Raw genomic sequence first — 18,006 nt, forward strand, 5'->3', positions numbered from 1 at the left:
AGAGAGCGATTCGAGGAGATAAAAAAAGGCTGGCGCAAGGCCAGCCTGAGAAGATGCGTGGAGAGAGATTACTTCGCTTTGACGGTTTCTTCGCCCACCAGGCCAATCTTCAGATAGCCCGCCTGATGCAGGGTATCCATGACCTTCATCATCGTCTCGTAGTCCACGGTTTTATCCGCGCGGAAGAAGACGGTGGTGTCTTTCTTGCCTTCGGTCAGCGCATCCAGCGAGGCGATCATGCTCTCGTCGGTAATGGGGTCATTGCCGAGGAACATGGTTTTATCCGCCTTCACCGACAGATAGATCGGCTTTTCCGGACGCGGCTGCGGCTGGCTGGAGGAAGCAGGCAGATTCACCTTCACGTCAACGGTAGCCAGCGGCGCCGCCACCATAAAGATGATTAACAGCACCAGCATGACGTCGATAAACGGCGTCACGTTGATGTCGTGCATTTCGCCGTTATCATCGAGGTTTTCGTTAAAATGCATCGCCATAAAGCATTAACCTACGCGTAGTTTCTGGGCGGTACGTACCGGCTTAACGCCGCTGGCGCTCAGGTCCAGGTCGCGGCTTTGCAGCAGCAGAACCTGGGCGGCGACATCGCCAAGGGACGCTTTATAGCTGGCGATCATGCGGGCAAAAATGTTGTAGATGACCACCGCCGGAATCGCAGCGAACAGGCCAATTGCCGTGGCCAGCAGCGCTTCCGCGATACCCGGAGCAACCACCGCCAGGTTAGTGGTCTGGGTCTGGGCAATCCCGATAAAGCTGTTCATGATGCCCCAGACGGTACCAAACAGGCCGACGAACGGGGAAATCGCGCCGATGGTCGCCAGATAACCGTTGCCGCGTCCCATGTAACGACCTACCGCCGCCACGCGACGCTCCAGTCGGAAACCGGTACGTTCTTTAATGCCTTCGTTATCTTCAGAACCTGCGGAAAGCTCCAGCTCGTTCTGCGCCTCGTTGATCAAGCGCGAGGTCAGGCTTTTCGCATCGAAACCGTTAGCGATATCGCTGGCCTGGTCGAGAGAGCGTGCTTCAGCAACCAGCTGCTGTTCGCGCTTGAGGCGGCGCTTGCTGGCCAGGATTTCTGCGCCTTTGCCGAAAAAGATAGCCCATGTAACGACCGACGCCAGAATCAGGCCGATCATCACTACCTTAACGACAATATCGGCATGATGATACATACCCCAAACGGAGAGATCCGCCTGCATCAAATTATTACCCACACTGTATCTCCAGGACGTAAATCACAAAATCTGCGCACAATAATATCAAAACGACATCGAATTGATAGTGGTTCTCATTAGTATTTACACTGTGCAGCAAATCACGTTTATTTTCCTTGCGCTTACGCAGTAAAAAAGTTGCTGACCCCGCCGTTGATAAAATTTTTACCTGTATCCGCCGCGACCCGGTACATCAACGGGCATTCATGTTAGTTTAGACGTCCAGACGTATAAAAACAGGTTATCTGAACATGGCTGATAAACATCTTGATACTGCGCTGGTTCACGCCGGGCGCAGCAAAAAATACACCCTGGGCTCGGTAAACAGCGTCATTCAGCGCGCCTCATCGCTGGTTTTCGACACCGTCGAAGCGAAAAAGCACGCGACGCGCAACCGCGCCAAAGGCGAGCTGTTCTACGGGCGTCGCGGGACGCTGACCCATTTCTCCCTGCAGGAAGCGATGTGCGAGCTGGAAGGCGGCGCCGGCTGCGCCCTCTTCCCCTGCGGCGCGGCGGCGGTCGCGAATACCATTCTGGCGTTCGTCGAGCAGGGCGACCATATTCTGGTGACCAACACCGCCTATGAGCCTACCCAGGATTTCTGTACGAAAATTCTCGCCAAACTCGGCGTCACCACCGGCTGGTTCGACCCGCTCATCGGCGGCGATATCGCCCGTCTGGTGCAGCCGAACACCCGCGTGGTGTTCCTCGAATCCCCCGGCTCCATCACCATGGAAGTCCATGATGTTCCGGCGATCGTCGCGGCGGTACGTCGCGTCGCTCCCGAAGCCATCATTATGATCGACAACACCTGGGCGGCGGGCGTGCTGTTTAAAGCGCTGGAGTTTGGTATCGATATCTCCATTCAGGCCGGCACCAAATATCTGATCGGCCATTCCGACGCGATGGTGGGTACCGCCGTGTCCAATGAGCGCTGCTGGGCGCAACTGCGCGAAAACGCCTATCTGATGGGGCAAATGGTGGATGCCGATACCGCCTATATGACCAGCCGCGGTCTGCGCACCTTAGCGGTACGCCTGCGTCAGCACCATGAAAGCAGCCTGCAGATTGCCGAATGGCTGGCGCAGCATCCGCAGGTGGCGCGCGTGAATCATCCCGCCCTGCCCGGCAGCAAAGGCCATGAGCACTGGAAGCGCGACTTCACCGGCAGCAGCGGTCTGTTCTCTTTCGTGCTCAATAAACGCCTGACCGACGCCGAACTCTCCGCTTATCTGGACCACTTCAGCTTGTTCAGCATGGCCTACTCCTGGGGCGGCTTTGAATCGCTGATTTTAGCCAACCAGCCGGAACACATTGCCGCAATCCGTCCTGATGCTGAAGTTGATTTCAGCGGCACGCTGATCCGCCTTCATGTCGGGTTAGAAAATGTTACCGATCTGCTGGATGATTTAGCGGCGGGCTTCGCGCGTATCGTGTAAAGTGACGGTCAGTGGCAACAATAGCGGACGTTTTTTAGAAAAACGGCCGCTTTAGTTGCGCCCGGGATCAAGGTGCCCGAGCCTCTTCAGGAGTACACTAGACAAAAAACACGGTACCACTTAGGAAAGTCCATGGTTGTCATTCAAGAAATTGTCGCCGCGCTGTGGCAGCATGATTTTGCCGCGTTGGCAAACCCCCACGTTGTGGGCGTTGTATATCTGGTCATGTTCGCAACCCTGTTTCTGGAAAACGGTCTGCTGCCCGCCTCATTTTTACCGGGCGATAGCCTGCTGCTGCTCGCCGGGGCGCTCATCGCCAAAGGCGTAATGGACTTTGTACCTACGGTCGCCATTTTAACCGCCGCGGCCAGCCTCGGCTGCTGGCTGAGCTATATCCAGGGGCGCTGGCTGGGTAACACCGTTACGGTTAAGCGCTGGCTTGGGCATCTGCCGCATAAGTACCATCAGCGGGCAACCTGCATGTTTGACAAACACGGCCTGCTGGCGCTGCTGGCCGGGCGTTTCCTGGCGTTTGTTCGCACCCTGCTGCCCACCATGGCGGGCATTTCCGGGCTGCCAAACCGCCGCTTCCAGTTCTTCAACTGGCTGAGCGCGCTGCTGTGGGTTGGCGTAGTCACCGGTCTGGGCTATGCGCTGAGCATGATTCCCTTCGTTAAGCGCCATGAAGATCAGGTTATGACCTGCCTGATGATTCTGCCTATCGCGCTGCTGATCGCCGGGCTGCTCGGTACGGTTATCGTGGTGATTAAAAAGAAATACTGTAACGCCTGATCGTTTACCGGGGCGGCGCGGATTCGCCGCCCTTACATCGTTCGTCACATCCCCTGAATCGTTCTGATACGCGCCGCATCCTCCCCCGGCGTCATGCCGAAATAACGCTTAAACTCGCGGCTGAACTGCGACGCGCTTTCATACCCCACCCGCATCGCCGCCGCGCTGGCCTTCATACCATCGTGGATCATCAGCATGCGCGCTTTATGCAGGCGATAGGTTTTCAGGTACTGCAGCGGGGAGGTGCTGGTGACCGATTTAAAGTTATGGTGGAACGCCGAAACGCTCATATTCGCTTCCGCCGCCAGCTGATCGACGCTGAGGTTCTCTGTGTACTGGCTTTCAATACGCTTCAATACGCGGCTAATCAGGCTGAAGTGGGTCTGACGACTGACCAGCGCCAGCAGCGCTCCCCCGCACGGCCCGGTCAGCACGTGATAGAGAATTTCGCGGATAATCTGTTTGCCAAGAATGCGCGCGTCCAGCGGGCGCTCCATGACATCCAGCAGGCGCTCCGCCGCGCACAATATCTCTTCGGACAGCACTGCAGAGTTGATCCCGCTCGACGCCATGGACGGCTGAAACTGCTCATCTTCCCCGATATCCATCAGCAGTTCTTGCAGCTGAAGAATATCGACGTTCAGCCGAACCCCCGCCAGCGGGACTTCCGGAGTGGCGAAGGTTTCGCATTCAAACGGCAGCGGTACCGTCAGCAGCAGATACTCATTGGTGTCATAGCGAAAGGTACGCTCGTTAATGTAGCCAATTTTATGCCCGGAAAAGAGAAAAACGATCCCCGGCTGATACATAACCGGCGTGCGCGTCCCCGGCTGGGTACCGTACAGCAGGCGAATATCCGGCAGCAGAGCATTAAGCATTTCTTCTTTATCTTTCAGCTGATTAACCTTATGCGTTAATAGCTGGCATATCTCAGCGCGGTTCATTTATCGTGCTTCTCCGAACGTTTTTATACCTTCGCATTGTGCGCACTTCCGGCGAATTTCTCCAGCCACAAGGAGAAATGGGCAAGACAACGGCAGGAATGTGCATTGAGGGGAACGGCCCGCGGGAACACAATGTCCGTCATCTGGCAGAGGTATTGTCTCTGTTGGCGGTTTTATCTATTTGAGGGCACCAGCCATGAATAATTTCGACCTACATACCCCAACCCGCATTCTGTTCGGTAAAGGCGCGATTGAAAATCTGCGCGATCAAATCCCGGCGGATGCACGCGTGCTTGTCACCTACGGCGGCGGTAGCGTGAAGAAAACCGGCGTGCTTGATCAGGTTCTGAGCGCGCTGAACGGCATTGACGTTCGGGAATTTGGCGGCATCGAGCCAAACCCGTCCTACGAAACGCTGATGAACGCGGTGAAAATCGCGCGTGATGAAAAGATCACTTTCCTGTTGGCGGTGGGCGGCGGCTCCGTTCTCGACGGCACCAAATTCATCGCCGCGGCGGCCCACTATGCGGCCGATAGCGATCCGTGGGAAATTCTCGAAACCTACGGCAGCAAAGTGGCCAGCGCTATCCCGATGGGCTCCGTGCTGACGCTGCCGGCGACCGGTTCCGAATCCAATAAAGGCGCGGTGATCTCGCGTAAAACCACCGGCGACAAACGCGCGTTTATGTCCACCCACGTCCAGCCGGTGTTCGCTATTCTGGATCCGGTTTACACCTACACCCTGCCGCCGCGCCAGGTGGCTAACGGCGTCGTTGACGCATTCGTCCATACCGTTGAGCAGTACGTCACCTATCCGGTCGACGGCAAAATCCAGGACCGCTTTGCCGAAGGTATTCTGCTGACCCTGGTGGAAGACGGCCCGAAAGCGCTGAAAGAGCCGGAAAACTACGACGTTCGCGCCAATATTATGTGGGCGGCCACCCAGGCGCTGAACGGCCTGATTGGCGCAGGCGTGCCGCAGGACTGGGCGACCCATATGCTCGGCCACGAGCTAACCGCCATGCACGGTCTCGATCACGCCCAGACGCTGGCTATCGTTCTGCCAGCCCTGTGGAATGAAAAACGCGATGCTAAACGCGCCAAGCTGCTGCAGTACGGCGCGCGCGTCTGGAACATCACCGAAGGTTCCGAGGAAGAGCGCATTGACGCCGCTATCGCCGCAACGCGTGATTTCTTCGAACAGATGGGCGTCCCGACGCGCCTTTCCGCCTACGGTCTGGATGGCAGCTCCATCCCGGCGCTGCTGGCGAAACTGGAAGAGCACGGCATGACCCAGCTCGGTGAAAATCAGGATATTACGCTGGACGTCAGCCGCCGTATTTACGAGGCTGCGCGCTAATCAACGCCCTCTCCGACGCGTAAACTCGCGCAAAGGAGAGGAGTTTAACTACCGTTTTTAGCTATTTCGTCCAGACTTAATGCTACCCCTCGGCGGAATTTATTCCGCTGAGTTCATTAACAGGAGGAAGGCATGACACATCCAACCGTTATAAAACTACACGACGGCAACCTGATGCCGCAGCTGGGGCTCGGCGTGTGGAAAGCAGGCAACGAGGAAGTCGTCTCCGCCATTCATAAGGCGCTGGAAGTCGGTTATCGCTCGTTTGACACCGCCGCCGTGTACCAGAATGAAACCGGCGTCGGCAATGCGTTAAGCAGCGCAGGCGTCGCCCGCGATGAGCTGTTCGTCACCACGAAACTGTGGAATGACGATCAAAAACAGCCCAAAGAAGCGCTGCAGGAAAGCCTTAAAAAACTGAAGCTCGACTACGTCGACTTATACCTCATTCACTGGCCGGTTCCGGCAACTAACCATTACGTCGACGCCTGGAAAAGCTTAATTGAGCTACAGCGGCAGGGGCTGGCAAAAAGCATCGGCGTCTGTAATTTCCAGGTTCATCATCTGCAAAAAATCATCGATGAAACCGGCGTCGCTCCGGTGATAAACCAGATTGAACTTCACCCGCTGATGCAGCAGCGCCAGCTTCACGCCTGGAATGCGACGCATAAGATCCAGACCGAGTCCTGGAGCCCGCTTGCGCAGGGCGGCGAAGGGGTATTCGATCAGAAAATTATTCGTCAACTGGCGGATAAATACGGTAAAACCCCGGCGCAGATCGTTATCCGCTGGCATCTCGACAGCGGCCTGGTGGTGATCCCGAAATCGGTGACGCCATCGCGCATTGCCGAGAATTTTAACGTCTGGGACTTCCGTCTTGATAAAGATGAATTGAGTGAAATCACTAAACTGGACCAGAACAAGCGACTGGGACCCGACCCGGATCAGTTCGGCGGTTAACCTTTCCTGCTCCGTCGGCTTCCGGCGGAGCATCGCTTTGCTATCCGGCTAAAACCACGTACATTCAGGGTTTATTGCAATCAAATGGATGCGTGCTGATGAGCTGTATTTTCTGCCAAATTGTTGAGGGGAAAGCCCCCTGCCATAAGGTGTGGGAAGATGAACACCACCTCGCCTTTCTCTCTATTTTCCCTAATACCGACGGTTTTACGGTCGTGATCCCGAAGAAGCACTACCCCAGCTATGCGTTTGATATGCCGCCGCAGGCATTGGCCGATCTGGTGCTGGCGACGCAGAAGGTGGCAAAGCTTCTGGATAAAGCCTTTGATGACGTGGGCCGTACGGGGATGTTTTTTGAAGGCTATGGCGTTGACCATGTCCACAGCAAACTCAGCCCGATGCACGGCACCGGCGATATGACCCAATGGCGGCCGATCGAGTCGCGTCAGACTAAGTTTTTTGCGCAATATGAAGGCTATCTCTCTTCCCACGATCATGAGCGGGCGGATGATGAAAAGCTGGCGGCGCTGGCGGCCAGAATCAGAGAGGCATAGCCATAGAATTTGCTTTGCCGTTTGGTAAGCTGCTGACCGGGCCCGGAATTATCAGGCCCGGTCAGCGAAGCGCCAGCGGGCAATGCAGTCAAATTAACGACCGGCGACCTTACCGCGTTTTACGGGCTTCTTCGCCGTCGCCCCGCCGTTCGAGCGCTGGTGTACAATCGGCGTATGCTTGGTCAGCGCCGGACGGGTATGGCGGTTCTGGCGACGCGCTTCGCGCATTTCGTCGATCGTCGGCGCCGGTACCAGGCAATCGCGACGGCTGCCGATCAGGTGCTTTTTACCCATGGTTTCCAGCGCCTGACGGATCAGCGGCCAGTTGGCCGGATCGTGATAGCGCAGCAGCGCCTTGTGCAGGCGGCGCTGTTTGTCGCCCTTCGGCACCACCACATCCTCACTCTTATAGCCAATCTTACCCAGCGGGTTCTTACCGGTGTAATACATGGTGGTCGAGTTCGCCAGCGGCGACGGATAGAAGTTCTGCACCTGATCCAGGCGGAAACGATGCTGTTTAAGCCACAGCGCCAGATTCACCATATCTTCATCCCGCGTGCCGGGGTGGGCGGAAATAAAGTATGGGATCAGATACTGCTCTTTACCGGCCTGCTTCGAATAGGTATCAAACAGCTGCTTAAAGCGATCGTAGCTGCCCATACCCGGCTTCATCATTTTCGACAGCGGTCCCTCTTCCGTATGCTCCGGGGCAATCTTCAGATAGCCGCCAACGTGGTGGGTAGCCAGCTCTTTGATATAGCGCGGGTCTTCAACGGCGATGTCGTAACGTACGCCGGAAGCGATGAGGATCTTTTTGATGCCTTTCAGGTCACGGGCGCGGCGATAGAGATTAATCGTCGGCTCATGGTTAGTGTCCATATGCGGGCAGATATCCGGATAAACGCATGACAGGCGGCGGCAGGTCTGCTCGGCGCGCGGCGACTTGCAGCGCAGCATATACATGTTGGCCGTTGGGCCGCCAAGATCGGAAATAATGCCGGTAAAACCGGGAACCGTGTCGCGAATCGCTTCGATTTCATTGATGATCGAATCTTCGGAACGGCTCTGAATGATACGCCCCTCATGCTCGGTAATTGAGCAGAAGGAACAGCCGCCAAAACAGCCGCGCATAATGTTAATCGAGAAGCGGATCATCTCGTAGGCCGGAATGCGGGCATCGCCGTATGAGGGATGCGGAACGCGCTTATACGGCAGGGCAAACACGCTATCCATCTCTTCGGTGGAGAGCGGGATGGCGGGCGGGTTAACCCAGATATAGCGCTCGCCGTGCTTCTGCATCAGCGCGCGGGCGCAGCCGGGATTGGTTTCATGGTGCAGAATACGCGACGCGTGCGCGTAGAGAACCTTGTCGCCTTTCACCTTCTCAAAGGAAGGCAGCAGGACGTAGGTCTTCTCCCACGGCTTCGGACGCGGGGGCTGCACGGTAACGCGCTTCGCTTCCTGTTTTGGCGGCGCGACGGTTTTGTTATCCGCGCACGGCAAATCTTCACCGTACGGATGCGGAATCGGGTCGATTTTTCCCGGCGTATCCAGACGCGTGGAATCCACTCCGCTCCAGCCCGGCAGCGCCTCTTTCACCATGATGGCGGTGTTGCGTACGTCACGAATTTGCCCAATGGGCTCGCCGGCGGCCAGACGGTGCGCCACTTCCACCAGCGGACGCTCGCCGTTGCCGAACATCAGCATATCGGCTTTGGAGTCCACCAGAACCGAGCGACGCACGGTATCAGACCAGTAGTCGTAGTGCGCGGTACGGCGCAGGCTGGCTTCGATACCGCCGAGGATCACCGGGACATCTTTCCAGGCTTCTTTACAGCGCTGGGTATAGACCAGCGTGGCGCGATCCGGGCGTTTACCGGCAACGTTACCCGCCGTGTAGGCATCGTCATGACGCAGCTTGCGGTCGGCGGTGTAGCGGTTGATCATCGAATCCATGTTGCCGGCGGTGACGCCGAAGAACAGATTCGGTTTACCCAGGCGCATAAAATCGTTTTTATTATTCCAGTCCGGCTGGGAAATAATCCCCACGCGAAACCCTTGCGCTTCCAGCATGCGTCCGCAAATCGCCATGCCGAAGCTCGGGTGATCGACATAGGCATCGCCGGTAACCAGAATGATGTCGCAGCTATCCCAGCCAAGTTGATCCATCTCTTCTCGCGACATCGGCAAGAACGGCGCGGGGCCAAAGCAGGCGGCCCAGTACTGCGGCCAGGAGAAAAGGTCACGATCCGGTTGGATCAGGGATATTGCGCTCATATTGCTTCCGGGGAAATGATAAAAAAATAATCAAAAAGGGCGGCGATTATAAGCCGGAACGATGGAAGAAATGAAGGAGGTTTTTCCAATCCCGGCCGCATGGAACCGGGACAGAATAAATTACGGCGCCGGATTCACCAGAATCTGGCCAATGGAGCCCCGGTCGGCAAGCTCCAGCGTCTGGCTTAAATACTGGAACGGGAAGTGCGGCCAGGAGGGCTGATTGTAATAGACCAACAGTTCAACCTGGCCGTCGATCCAGACGGTATCCTTCCAGCCGCGATCTTCCGGGAACGGCGCGGAGCCGTTGACGTTACGCACCTGGAACATGACGCCTTCAATATGGAACGACTGCGGCCGGTCGGCGCGCACAATCCAGCGCTCCCAGGTGCCCTGCTGCGCCGTAATATCGATACGCTGCGGATCCCACAGCTGACCGTTGATCCCCGGATCGTCGCCAAGGGTGATCTCACGGCTGCGAATCGCCGCGCCGGCCAGAATTTCCGTCGGCAGCAAACGCACGGGCAGACTATCGGTCACCAGCGGCAGCAGGCCCGTCGGGCGCAATGTCAGAATCAGCGTGGAGATCAGAATGCTCGACGGCTCGAAGAAGCCGCGAATACGATCGACGATGCTTGCCGCTTCCCCGCAGGTGATCGACACTTCATCGCCGTTGGTCATATCGACCAGAATTTCTCGACGCTCTCCCGGCGCCAGCGACAGCTGCTTCAGCGAAACCGGCGCGGGCAGGAGCCCCTGGTCACCGGAAATCACGTGCAGCAATCGGCCATCGCTCATCTGCAGCTGATAGCGACGGGAGTTGGACGCATTCAGCAGGCGCAGGCGCACCCAGCCGCGCGACACCTCAACGAAAGGCCCCTGTACGCCGTTCACCAGCAGCGTATCGCCCACGAAACCACCGCTACCGGGCTCGCTGTATTCAGGCGTACCGAAGTTATCCAGACGCTTGTCCTGAATAATCACCGGGAAATCATCCACGCCGTAGTGATTGGGGATCGGCAGATTCTTACTGACATCATCTTCCACCAGCCACATGCCGGCCAGGCCGTTATAGACCTGTTTTGCCATATGGTTTGGGGTGTTGGCCTGATACCACAGGGTCGCCGCGCTTTGCCGGATTGGCAATACCGGCGCCCAGTCGGCGTTAGCGGACATCATGCGCGCGGCGCCGCCGATCAGCGGACCGGGGACCTGCAGACCACGGATAGTCATCGCCACGTTTTCCGTCAGGCGGTTGCTGTAGATCAGCTTCACATCGTCGCCATTCCAGACGCGAATGGTTGGCCCCATATAGCGACCGTTAATCCCCCACACCGAGGCGCGGGTACCGGGCGTAAACGACCAGTGCGCGCGCTGTAGCGTCAAGAATAGCGGCTGCCCGCGGCGGGACTCCAGCAGAGGGGGGATCGGCAGCGCAGGCTGCTGGCCAGCGGCCTGTGCCTTCAGCGGCGCGGCGCCCGCGCACAGCGCTACGCCTGAAGCCTTAATGAACTGACGCCGACTGAGTGACATATTAACTCCATGAAATACTGACTAATTAATAAGGGAATTCGTTTCCCGCCAGCAATCCGCGCGCTGTTTGCGGCGTTTCCTGTGTTATTTCTTTGCGGCCGCTTCGCGTTCGGCAACTTCTTTATCCAGCTCAGCGATTTTCGCGGACATCAGCTCGCGGCAGTGCGTGGCCAGCGCGCGAACGCCCTCTTTTCCATACTGGCTGGTATCTACCGGCGGCAGCATTTCTACAATCACCAGACCGTTATTCAGACGATTGAGATTAATTTTATTCGATGTATTAGACACGCACACCGGAATAATTGGCACGCCAGCCGCGACAGCGGCATGAAAAGCGCCGGTTTTAAAGGGCAGCAAACCGCGGCCGCGGCTGCGGGTCCCTTCCGGAAACATCCAAAAAGAGATATTGCGCTTTTTAAATGCGTTCACGACTTCGGCAATAGTGCCATGCGCCTTTGCCCGGTTATTGCGATCGATCAGCAGGTTCCCCGTCAGCCAGTAGAGCTGGCCGAAAAAGGGGATCCACGCCAGGCTCTTTTTACCCACGGTCACGGTCGGCGGCTGCACGATATTTGATGCCGTCACCATATCATAGTTATTCTGGTGGTTAGCGATATAGATAGCGTTGCCGTAGCTTTCCGCGTCGGCTGGCTTGCGCAGCTCGACTTTCAGGCCGAAGACCGGCGACAGTTTGCCAAACAGGTGGCCGAAGGTGGCGACGTGCTTAGGGTTACGCGGGCTGAACAGACAATAAATACAGCCGAAGATGCAGACCAGAATACAATAGATGACAACGATAATTAGTCGAAAAATAAATAGCATAGCTACCTCTAAAACCCAAACCGCTTAGAATTATACTCGCTGTTTCGCAGATTGCAGGCATCGGGCATCATTGCAAAGCGCGTTGCGCATCTCGAATGACGCAGGCGGATATTGTTCATCGCAATGCCTGAATAAACAACGATTTTGCGGTAAATATTAACCTCCCCCGCCGAACCGCGGGGGAGGATGCTCCTACTCTTCGCTATCGCCCGCGGAGGCGCGACGCGGTGAATCAATCTCCACCCGGTCAATTTTCTGTAATCCGCGCATCAGAGAGCCGCGGCGGCCGCGCTCGCCGGTGACTTTTTGCAGCTCTTCCGGGCGTAGTTTGATTTTCCGTTTGCCGACGTGAATCGTCAGCGTACTTTGCGGCGGCAGAACGAACAGGTGCGCCAGGCCATCCTGGCCCGCAGCCGCTTCCGCCGACGGAATACTGATGATCTTGTTGCCTTTGCCTTTCGACAGCTGCGGCAGATCGCTCACCGGGAACATCAGCATGCGGCCGGCTGCGGTAATGGCCAGCAGCATATCGGACTCATCCTCAATCACCAGCGGCGGCATTACGTGCGCGTTATCCGGAAGGCTAATCAACGTCTTACCGGCACGATTGCGCGCGACCAGATCGTTGAAAGTACAAATAAACCCGTAGCCTGCGTCGGAAGCCAGCAGCAGTTTTTGGTTATCGGCCTCCATCAGCATATGTTCTACCGTCGCCCCCGGCGGCAGCGTCAGCTTACCGGTGAGCGGCTCGCCCTGTCCGCGTGCGGACGGCAGGGTGATCGGGTCAATCGCGTAGCTACGCCCGGTGGTGTCAATAAAGACCACCGGCTGATTGCTCTTCCCTTTCACTGCGGCTTTAAAACTGTCGCCCGCTTTATAGTTCAGCCCCGGCGCGTCGATATCGTGGCCTTTGGCGCTGCGCACCCAGCCGCTCTGCGACAGAACGATGGTGACCGGCTCGGACGGCAGCATATCGTGCTCGCTCATCGCTTTCGCTTCTTCACGCTCGCGCAGCGGCGAACGGCGATCGTCGCCAAAGGCGTCGGCGTCGGCCTGCAGCTCTTTCTTCAGCAGGTTATTCATTTTGCGTTCAGAAGCCAGAATGGCCTGCAGATGGTCGCGCTCTTTTTCCAGCTCGTTCTGCTCACCGCGAATCTTCATCTCTTCCAGCCGGGCGAGATGGCGCAGTTTTAATTCCAGAATCGCTTCCGCCTGAGTTTCGCTGATGCCAAAGCGCGACATCAGGGCCGGCTTAGGCTCATCTTCGTGACGGATAATTTCGATAACTTCATCGATATTCAGAAACGCCACCAGCAAACCTTCCAGGATATGCAGACGCTTAAGGACTTTTTCCAGACGGTAGCTGAGACGACGGCGCACGGTATCGCGGCGGAAAGTCAGCCATTCCGAGAGGATTTCCAGCAGGTTTTTTACCGCCGGACGGTTATCGAGCCCGATCATATTCAGGTTGATACGATAGCTCTTTTCCAGATCGGTCGTCGCGAACAGGTGGTTCATCACCTGCTCCATATCCACGCGGTTAGAGCGCGGGACGATCACCAGGCGAGTCGGGTTTTCGTGATCCGATTCGTCGCGCAGGTCATCCACCATCGGCAGCTTTTTGTTGCGCATCTGGGCGGCGATCTGCTCGAGCACGCGGGCGCCGGAAACCTGATGCGGCAGCGCGCTGATCACCACCGCGCCGTCTTCTTTCGTCCACACCGCGCGCATCCGCACCGAACCGCGGCCGTTCTGGTAGATTTTGCGGATCTCGGCGCGGGGGGTGATGATTTCCGCTTCGGTCGGGTAATCCGGCCCCTGTACGATATCCAGCAGATCGTCCAGCGAGGTCTGCGGTTTTTCAATCAGGGTAATGGCCGCCTGAGCGACTTCACGCAGGTTGTGCGGCGGAATATCCGTCGCCATGCCGACGGCAATGCCGGTAGTGCCGTTGAGCAGAATATTAGGCAAGCGCGCAGGCAGCATCTTCGGCTCCTGCAAAGTGCCGTCGAAGTTCGGTACCCAGTCAACGGTGCCCTGCCCCAGTTCGCTCAGCAGCAGTTCAGCATACTTCGACAAACGGGATTCGGTATAACGCATCGCGGCGAAGGATTTAGGATCGTCCGGTGCCCCCCAGTTCCCCTGACCGTCAACCAGCGGATAGCGGTAAGAGAAGGGTTGCGCCATCAGCACCATGGCTTCATAGCAGGCGCTATCGCCGTGCGGATGGTATTTACCCAGCACGTCGCCGACGGTGCGGGCGGACTTTTTGAACTTGGCGCTGGCGTTGAGACCCAGCTCAGACATCGCATAGACGATGCGACGCTGGACCGGCTTCAGGCCATCGCCAATAAACGGCAGCGCCCTGTCCATGATGACGTACATGGAGTAGTTCAGGTAGGCGTTTTCCGTAAATTCATGCAGCGCAAGGCGCTCTGCCATATCGCTCATTAATCGTGAATCCTCAATCTGCGTACCGGCCGTTCGGACGGCAAAACTACCGGCGATAATACCCTATCTGACGCCCTGAGTCACAGGGCGTTAGGCTGGTTGAGGAATTCAGTGGACATCCTTCATTTCAGCGGAAGATAAACGTCCGTCTGCAGCTCATGCTCACCGACTTCATGCACGAAAGTGAGGTAGCGAAAGAAAACAGGGAAATCGCGCAGCGACTCTCCCGATGCGGGCAGCCAGTCGCGATAAAGAAACCAGATGCTCTGCGCGAGCGTGTCCAGAGAGCCGTGATGACGCACCACTGCGCAACGTCCGCCGGGGATCTCGCCATTCACCACGCCGAAGCTGTTTTCCGGCACCGGCTGGCTGACCGTACCGCCAATATCGAAACGAAAATCGTCAGCCGGCGTGGCCGCGGGGTCGTCCCAGGAGATTCCTCAGGTTGCGCAGCTGGCGACCGGGGACAGACCGCTCACCTTGCGCCAGGCGATAAACTTCGCGGCGGTCTCATTGACTAAATCAGGGTTGCCGCGATGCCGCAGCCTCGCGATCTGAGTGGTAGGTAGCTGGATTATTTTAACATCCATCGGGTGTTGCTCCTGTAGCGTATGTTTCGGCACACGTCGATGCCATTCCAGCCAGTCCGGCTGTTGACGGAACTGGCTGGGGCTTTGCGCGAAAGCGCTGCGGAAGGCACGGCTGAACGACTCAGGATTCTGGAACCCCGCATCAAGGGCAATATTGATAATCTTTTCCTGTGGATTAAACGCCAGTCGCCAACAGGCGCGACGCAGACGTAGCCACTGGATATAGCGATAGAGCGGTACCCCGCTATAGGCGCTGAATTGCCGGTGAAAATGATACGGCGAGCTGTGGGCTATCGCACTAAGCGTCTCCAGCGACAGCGGCGTGTCCAGATGGCGCTCAATGTACAAGCACACTTGCTGAAAACGCCCGGCAAAGGCCGGGCTTACCTGAGTATCGTTCATCGCATCCTCCCGGAAACATACTCTGACAGAGCGAGGAGTGCGGTTCCTGACCGATCTTGCTTAAGATGATAAGAAAATTATGGCGTGATTTTACGAATCTGCTTTACGTCGATTTCCACTGAGTTCCAGTCTTTATCCACTTCACCCTGAATCTCTACCGTATCCTGCGGGGTCACGGTCACGCCGTTCCAGCGCTTGTGATCGATATCGACGTTCACGGTGCCGGAGCTGTCCTGGAATTTATACAGGTCGTCGGAAATACGCTCCACGATTTTACCGCGCAGGGTCACCCAGGTATCGTCACGCAGGCTTTTCGCATTCGCAACCGTCGTTACGCTCCCGTTCGGGCCAATGAACCCGCCGTTTTGCGTAGTCGTCTGGCTGGTTTGCGTCGAGCCGGGTCCGGAAAATCCGCCCTGCCCGGCGGCCAGTACCGGCATGGAAACTAAGGCGATGATAGCGGTCATTGCGGCGATTTTCTTCATGATGTGTTCTCCCTTTGTGTTTATATCGTCACTATTACACCGGGCAAAACTTAACGACTTCTTAAGCGGAAAAAATAAATTTTATTCCTGTACAGCGCGCGCCGCAACGCGCTTTACTGCGGGAATATCCGAGGGACACAGGAGCAGAAAATGCGCATTTTACTGGTGGAAGACGACAAACTGATCGGCGACGGCCTTAAAACCGGCCTGACCAAGCTGGGCTTCAGCGTCGACTGGTTTACCCGCGGCGAAGAGGGCAAAGCCGCGCTGTACCACGCCCCTTACGACGCCATTATTCTGGACCTGACCCTGCCCGGCATCGATGGGCTGGATATTCTGCGCGAATGGCGCGACAAAGGCCGCCACGAACCGGTACTGATCCTCACCGCCCGCGACGCGCTCAGCCAGCGCGTTGAAGGGTTACGTCTCGGCGCCGATGACTACCTCTGCAAACCTTTCGCACTGGTTGAAGTCGCCGCGCGTCTGGAAGCGCTGATGCGTCGCGCCCACGGCCACAGCAGCAGCGAGCTGCGGCACGGCAATGTTGTTCTCGATCCAGGCCGACTCACGACCACGCTAAACGGCGACAGTCTGCCGCTCAAGCCAAAGGAGTTTGCTCTGCTGGAACTCCTGATGCGCAACGCCGGACGCGTGCTGCCGCGTAAGCTGATTGAGGAAAAGCTCTATAGCTGGGATGACGATGTCTCCAGTAACGCGGTAGAAGTGCACGTCCATCATCTGCGCCGTAAGCTCGGCAGCGGCTTCATTCGCACCGTGCACGGCATCGGCTATACCCTGGGGGATGCATGAAACGACTGGGTAGACTGAGCCTGCGCGTCCGCCTGACGCTGCTTTTTCTGCTGCTGACCAGCGCCGCCTGGGGCATTGCCAGCCTTGTGGCCTGGCAACAAACCGCCGACAAACTGGATAAGCTGTTCGATACCCAGCAGCTGCTGTTCGCCCGCCGCCTGAGCGCGATGAATGTTGACGAACTCCATACCCTCGCTCCGCAGGTACGGGAGCAGAAAAAGGTCAAACATGGCCATCTCGATGACGATGCGCTGGCTTTCGCTATCTTTACCGCCGATGGCAAAATGGTGCTTAACGATGGCGAAAATGGCCAGGATATCCAGTGGGGTAACCATCGGGAGGGGTTCAGCGATGGCTACCTGCGCGGCGACGATGACGAGTGGCGCTTCCTGTGGCTTACCACCCGCGACGGCCGCCACTGTATCGCCGTCGGTCAGGAGTGGGATTACCGCCGCGAGATGGCGCTGGATATCGTCACCTCCCAGCTTACGCCCTGGCTGGTTGCGCTGCCGCTGATGTTTTTGCTGCTCATCGTGCTGTTGAGCCGGGAGCTGGCGCCGCTGAAAAAGCTGGCCACCACGCTGCGCGCCCGGGCGCCGGACTCCGCCGAAACGCTAAATAGCGAGAACGTACCCAGCGAAGTTCGCCCGCTGGTCGACGCGCTAAATCAGCTCTTTACCCGGACGCATGACACCATGATCCGCGAGCGTCGCTTCACGTCCGATGCCGCCCACGAGCTGCGCAGCCCGCTGGCGGCGCTGAAGGTGCAGACCGAAGTGGCCCAGCTCTCAACGGACGATCCGCAAGGGCTGGATAAAGCGCTGGCGCAGCTTCATCAGGGGATCGATCGCGCCACTCGCCTGGTCGACCAGCTGCTCACCCTGTCGCGTCTGGATTCGCTGGCGCAGCTGGACGATCTCCAGACTATCGCCCTTGATGAACTGCTGCAGTCGGCGGTCATGGAGATGTACCACCCCGCCCAGCAGGCCGGCGTTGAGCTACGCCTGCACCTGAACGCGAAAAACATCACGCGCACCGGCCAGCCGCTGCTGCTGAGCCTGCTGGTGCGCAATCTTCTGGATAACGCCGTGCGCTATAGCGCCGCCGGACGCCAGGTCGACATCATCCTTGATGCGGGTGAATTTCGCGTACGCGACAACGGCCCGGGCATCAGCGCCGAGGCCCTGACGCGCATCGGCGAGCGCTTTTATCGCCCTCCCGGCCAGGAACAGCCCGGCAGCGGCCTTGGGCTCTCCATCGTCAAACGCATCGCCGCGCTGCACGGGATGACGGCCAGTTTCGACAACGCCCGGGGCGGCGGATTCGAGGCGCGCATTCGCTGGTAGCGACATTAT

At 57.5% G+C, this 18,006-nt stretch carries 14 protein-coding genes and 2 pseudogenes; 7 read left to right on the forward strand and 9 right to left on the reverse strand.

Going from position 1 to position 18,006, the window contains the following annotated elements:
• Window positions 1–68 precede the first annotated feature (68 nt).
• Together exbD and exbB are read right to left on the reverse strand one after the other, a co-directional pair.
• A complete protein-coding gene (gene exbD / locus ACESQ2_RS16210; protein WP_014226862.1) occupies window positions 69–494 on the reverse strand; it encodes a TonB system transport protein ExbD in 426 nt (141 codons plus the stop codon).
• 6 nt (window positions 495–500) lie between these two features.
• A complete protein-coding gene (exbB, locus tag ACESQ2_RS16215) occupies window positions 501–1,232 on the reverse strand; it encodes a tol-pal system-associated acyl-CoA thioesterase (protein ID WP_032692873.1) in 732 nt (243 codons plus the stop codon).
• A 251-nt stretch (window positions 1,233–1,483) separates the two neighbouring features.
• On the opposite strand from exbB, the gene metC reads away from it, so the two are divergent.
• Both metC and yghB read left to right on the forward strand, forming a co-directional pair.
• Window positions 1,484–2,671: a cystathionine beta-lyase gene (gene metC, locus ACESQ2_RS16220; protein WP_373170890.1), complete on the forward strand. Its 1,188-nt coding sequence runs from the start codon at window positions 1,484–1,486 to the stop codon at window positions 2,669–2,671.
• 132 nt (window positions 2,672–2,803) lie between these two features.
• The gene (gene yghB, locus ACESQ2_RS16225; protein WP_004125241.1) at window positions 2,804–3,463 is read left to right on the forward strand and encodes a DedA family general envelope maintenance protein YghB; all 660 of its coding nucleotides are present in this window, start codon (window positions 2,804–2,806) and stop codon (window positions 3,461–3,463) included.
• A gap of 44 nt (window positions 3,464–3,507) precedes the next feature.
• Here yghB and ACESQ2_RS16230 read toward each other — a convergent pair whose 3' ends face one another.
• On the reverse strand, window positions 3,508–4,407 hold the full coding sequence (locus tag ACESQ2_RS16230) for an AraC family transcriptional regulator (RefSeq protein WP_046877671.1): 900 nt from the start codon (window positions 4,405–4,407) through the stop codon (window positions 3,508–3,510).
• 196 nt (window positions 4,408–4,603) lie between these two features.
• On the opposite strand from ACESQ2_RS16230, the gene yqhD reads away from it, so the two are divergent.
• From yqhD to ACESQ2_RS16245, 3 genes are all read left to right on the forward strand, one after another.
• Complete coding sequence (gene yqhD / locus ACESQ2_RS16235) at window positions 4,604–5,767, forward strand: alcohol dehydrogenase (RefSeq protein WP_032692877.1); 1,164 nt, start codon at window positions 4,604–4,606, stop codon at window positions 5,765–5,767.
• A 132-nt stretch (window positions 5,768–5,899) separates the two neighbouring features.
• Window positions 5,900–6,727 carry a 2,5-didehydrogluconate reductase DkgA gene (dkgA, locus tag ACESQ2_RS16240; protein ID WP_046877669.1) on the forward strand — a complete coding sequence of 276 codons (828 nt, stop codon included), beginning with the start codon at window positions 5,900–5,902 and terminating at the stop codon, window positions 6,725–6,727.
• Window positions 6,728–6,825: 98 nt separating this feature from the next.
• Window positions 6,826–7,281: an HIT family protein gene (locus ACESQ2_RS16245; RefSeq protein WP_025105926.1), complete on the forward strand. Its 456-nt coding sequence runs from the start codon at window positions 6,826–6,828 to the stop codon at window positions 7,279–7,281.
• 126 nt (window positions 7,282–7,407) lie between these two features.
• Here ACESQ2_RS16245 and ACESQ2_RS16250 read toward each other — a convergent pair.
• From ACESQ2_RS16250 to ACESQ2_RS16275, 6 genes and pseudogenes are all read right to left on the reverse strand, one after another.
• A pseudogene (locus tag ACESQ2_RS16250) lies at window positions 7,408–9,648 on the reverse strand (YgiQ family radical SAM protein); the annotation flags it as partial.
• 30 nt (window positions 9,649–9,678) lie between these two features.
• Window positions 9,679–11,091, reverse strand: coding sequence for a cell division protein FtsP (gene ftsP, locus ACESQ2_RS16255; RefSeq protein WP_004854230.1), 1,413 nt, complete (start codon window positions 11,089–11,091; stop codon window positions 9,679–9,681).
• Window positions 11,092–11,175: 84 nt separating this feature from the next.
• Entirely contained in the window at window positions 11,176–11,913 is a 738-nt protein-coding gene (gene plsC, locus ACESQ2_RS16260) for a 1-acylglycerol-3-phosphate O-acyltransferase (protein WP_004125254.1), read from the reverse strand.
• A 192-nt stretch (window positions 11,914–12,105) separates the two neighbouring features.
• Window positions 12,106–14,364: a DNA topoisomerase IV subunit A gene (parC, locus tag ACESQ2_RS16265; RefSeq protein ID WP_373170892.1), complete on the reverse strand. Its 2,259-nt coding sequence runs from the start codon at window positions 14,362–14,364 to the stop codon at window positions 12,106–12,108.
• Window positions 14,365–14,486: 122 nt separating this feature from the next.
• Window positions 14,487–15,356 (reverse strand): annotated as a pseudogene (locus tag ACESQ2_RS16270) (GyrI-like domain-containing protein).
• Between the two features lie 77 nt (window positions 15,357–15,433).
• A complete protein-coding gene (locus ACESQ2_RS16275; protein ID WP_014839568.1) occupies window positions 15,434–15,841 on the reverse strand; it encodes a YgiW/YdeI family stress tolerance OB fold protein in 408 nt (135 codons plus the stop codon).
• Between the two features lie 150 nt (window positions 15,842–15,991).
• Here ACESQ2_RS16275 and qseB point away from each other — a divergent pair, with 150 nt between their 5' ends.
• Both qseB and qseC read left to right on the forward strand, forming a co-directional pair.
• On the forward strand, window positions 15,992–16,651 hold the full coding sequence (gene qseB, locus ACESQ2_RS16280; protein WP_064377962.1) for a quorum sensing response regulator transcription factor QseB: 660 nt from the start codon (window positions 15,992–15,994) through the stop codon (window positions 16,649–16,651).
• Window positions 16,648–17,997: a quorum sensing histidine kinase QseC gene (qseC, locus tag ACESQ2_RS16285; RefSeq protein WP_373170895.1), complete on the forward strand. Its 1,350-nt coding sequence runs from the start codon at window positions 16,648–16,650 to the stop codon at window positions 17,995–17,997. The genes qseB and qseC overlap by 4 nt, the downstream gene beginning before the upstream one ends.
• The last annotated feature ends 9 nt before the right edge of the window (window positions 17,998–18,006 follow it).

Source organism: Klebsiella sp. Q11, from assembly GCF_964241505.1.
Classification (GTDB): domain Bacteria; phylum Pseudomonadota; class Gammaproteobacteria; order Enterobacterales; family Enterobacteriaceae; genus Klebsiella; species Klebsiella michiganensis.